The following is a 3,097-nucleotide window of genomic DNA, read 5'->3' as shown; positions in this document are numbered from 1 at the left end:
AGAAGAGCCGCTCGCGCCCCATCGCTTCGGAATCGGTACGAAGCTCCGGATCGTGCCCAATCATTCGTGCCTAGCGGCGGCACTCTTCGATCGATACCACGTCCTGCGTGGTAAAAGCGTCGTCGACGAGTGGCGTCCGGTGCGAGGCTGGTAGGTAAGATTCGACGCTAGGCGCTGAGTCGCACAGACGCAAAGCACTGAGACCTAACGGAAGGGGTTGTCGACGGTCAAATTCCCGAATCGCCGTCCATGCTGCATGTCCTCGCTCATCAACAACTCGCAGCCCGATTCCAACGCGGCGCGAATGATCATCGCGTCCCAGAAAGAAGTCCCCTCTTCTTCGTGCAGCTTAATCGCGGCGAAAATCAGCGAAGGGTCCACTTGAACGACGTGATAAGCCGAAATCCCTCTGGTCGCATCGATGGCGTCTTGCGGAGGAAGCGGTTCGGCCAGCTTCATCGTGACCGTCACGTAGAACTCCTGGAGCACCTGGGTGCTCACGACAATCGTCGCTTCCTTGACCAGCCGATTCAGGAGATTCCTGGCGCTGTCTTGTTTCTCTGGTTGGTCGGAGTCGAAAAGGTAAACGAGAACGTTGGTATCGACGAATACTCTATCGCTCATGGAGCTCGTTTCGCGTCCACCGCCGCCCACCGCGGGCGCTCTTCGACTTTCGTGACAGCCTGATAAGTGCGCGCGTTGCCTCCACCTGTGCGGCGTGAAGATCCGCATAGGATCTCAGGTACTCTGCGAGAATGGCGTTTACCGACTTTCCTTGGGCGAGCGCCCGTATGCGCGCCTTGCGTAGGACGCCTTCGTCAACTGTTATCGTCAAATTGGCCATGTGCTGCCATCCGTGCTACACGATATCAGTGTAGCACGAGATCTCGCCAAGTCCGACGAATTGCCTGGGCAATCTCTCAAATGGAAATCGTCATTTTGCCCTTCACGTCGAAGTTGCCGCCGCCGAGCACGATTGCGGTCTTCGCTCCCGTGGGAACGTGAAGCTTGCCGGTGAGCGCCGCGGCAGCACCGGCCGCTCCTGACGGCTCGGTGAGGAGCTTCGCTCGTTCGAGGAGAAAGCGGATCGCTTCGCGCAGCTCGTCGTCCGACACCGTGACGTAATCATCCACCACGGTCTCGAGGAGGGCGAAGACGTCAGGGTCGGTATGCTTCGTCGCGAGCCCGTCGGCGATCGTGCTCACCTCGTCGAGCTCGACGGCTCGCCCCTCACCGTGGCTTCGATACATGTTGGCCGCGCCCTCCGCCTCGACTCCAATGACCTGGACCTCGGGCCGGTGGAGCTTCATTGCCGATGCGATGCCGCCGATGAGACCGCCGCCGCCGATCGGGACGATGACAGCGGTCAAATCGGGCAAGTCTTCCAGGATCTCGAGGGCGATCGTGCCTTGTCCGGCCATGATGAAAGAATCCTTGAACGGGTGGACGTGCATCAGGCCCCTCTCGCGTCCGAGCTCGAGAGAGTAGGCGTAGGCGTCGTCCCAGACCCTTCCCCGGAGTATGGCCTCCGCGCCGTAGGACCGGACCGCGGCCACTTTGCTGGCGTTGGCGGTCTCAGGCATCACGATGAAGGCAGGAATGTGAAGATGGCGCGCGACATAGGCGAGAGCCTGACCGTGATTCCCCGCGGAAGCGGTGACGACGCCTCGCTCCCGTTCGCGAACATCGACGTGCAACAGCTTGTTGAAAGCGCCGCGTGGCTTGAACGACCCAGTCTTCTGGAGGTTCTCCGCCTTCAGCCAGATCTCGAGCCCGCAGCTTTCGCTCACCGACCGCGAAGAGAGAAGCGGTGTTCGGTGAACGAGTCCGTGGATCGCTCGGCGTGCTTCTTCGAGCTCCTCCCGAACGAGCGGCTTCACCGCCTGGGCTGGACTGGACAAGTTGTCGTCATTCTAGCAATTGTTTGCGACTCGGCTCGACTGGTATGATGACCGCCGGACAGATACGGCCGCCCCGCGCGGGGATCCACAAGGATAGAGAGAGGCTCGGCGTTCATCGACTCGGGTAGAGCAATGCGGAGTGGGAGCTTTAGATTGTGACGGACGCTCGGGAGCGGCTCTCCTCTTGAGCCACGACTGGAAAACGCTCGATCGCGAGCTCCTCCTGGAAACTCCCATCTTCTCCCTGCAACGTGCCCGTAAACAGCGTGCGGCCGAGCGCGGTCGAGAGCACGATTTCTACATCATCGACTCCGTGGACTGGGTGAACATCGTACCGGTTACGGCGGAGGACGAGATCGTCTTTCTCGAGATCTACCGTCATGGCACCGACGAGGTAAGTCTCGAGGTCCCTGGCGGCATGATCGACGCTTCGGACGCATCTCCGCTCGCCGCCGCCGCACGCGAAATGGAGGAGGAGACGGGCTACCGGTCCGATTCGATCGTTCCGCTCGGTGTCGTCCACCCCAACCCGGCGATACAGCCTAACCGGTGCTTCAGTTTTCTCGCTGAGAATGCCTGGCTCGCGCAGGAACCGAGACCGGATGAGACCGAGGATCTGCGGGTCGTTCGATACCCGCGCCGGGAGCTCCCTCGTCTTCTTCGCGAGGGCCGGATCACGCACTCTCTCGTCGTGAGCGCCCTCTATTGGCTAGCTCTCGCACCGGCTGGAGAACCCCGATGAGAAGAATCGTCTCGCTCGCTTGCTTCGTTACGGCAGGGTTTGGCTCTATCGCTTGTCGAGCGGCTCCCGTGGATCTCGAGGCAGTGAAGGGGGAGCTCATGGAGGCCGACCGTGCCTTCGCTCGCGAGACTGCGGCTCGGGGCGTCGAGGGATGGGTCGAGGCGTTTGCCGAGGATGGAAAGATGTTCGGCCCGGGCCCGATCATCCAGGGCCATGACGCCATCCGCGAGGCGATGGCCGGCATCGGGAAAGACGGCAACACCCTGGAATGGGAACCGGTCTTTGCCGAAGCGGGTCCGTCAGGCGATTTCGGCTACACGCATGGAACCTACCGCCGGCAGCGGATCGATGCCGACGGCAATCCAGTCACCGAGACGGGAAAGTACGTGAGCATCTGGCGCCGCGATGAGTCGGGAAAGTTCCGCGTCGTGCTCGACACCGGAGCGCCGGATCC

The 3,097-nt window shown here is 61.5% G+C and carries 4 protein-coding genes; 2 read left to right on the top strand and 2 right to left on the bottom strand.

Annotation, left to right across the window (positions count from 1 at the left end):
- Nucleotides 1-204: 204 nt before the first annotated feature.
- Together VEK15_11480 and VEK15_11475 are read right to left on the bottom strand one after the other, a co-directional pair.
- Nucleotides 205-624, bottom strand: a complete 420-nt coding sequence (locus tag VEK15_11480; protein HXV61308.1) for a PIN domain-containing protein — start codon at nt 622-624, stop codon at nt 205-207.
- Between the two features lie 296 nt (nt 625-920).
- Nucleotides 921-1,901 carry a threonine/serine dehydratase gene (locus VEK15_11475; protein HXV61307.1) on the bottom strand — a complete coding sequence of 327 codons (981 nt, stop codon included), beginning with the start codon at nt 1,899-1,901 and terminating at the stop codon, nt 921-923.
- A 139-nt stretch (nt 1,902-2,040) separates the two neighbouring features.
- On the opposite strand from VEK15_11475, the gene VEK15_11470 reads away from it, so the two are divergent.
- Nucleotides 2,041-2,643 carry an NUDIX hydrolase gene (locus VEK15_11470; protein HXV61306.1) on the top strand — a complete coding sequence of 201 codons (603 nt, stop codon included), beginning with the start codon at nt 2,041-2,043 and terminating at the stop codon, nt 2,641-2,643.
- Nucleotides 2,640-3,097 (top strand): nuclear transport factor 2 family protein (locus VEK15_11465; protein HXV61305.1); only part of this gene is annotated, 458 nt, incomplete at its 3' end. The genes VEK15_11470 and VEK15_11465, both read left to right, overlap by 4 nt.

This window comes from Vicinamibacteria bacterium, assembly GCA_035620555.1.
GTDB lineage: Bacteria > Acidobacteriota > Vicinamibacteria > Marinacidobacterales > SMYC01 > DASPGQ01.
Note: the sequence above shows the minus strand (reverse complement) of the source record. Positions and strands in the feature narration are given on the sequence as shown.

Bases quoted from the DNA above. Each gene is read 5' to 3' on its own strand.
- VEK15_11480 (HXV61308.1), bottom strand. From the start codon at position 624: ATGAGCGATAGAGTATTCGTCGATACCAACGTTCTCGTTTACCTTTTC.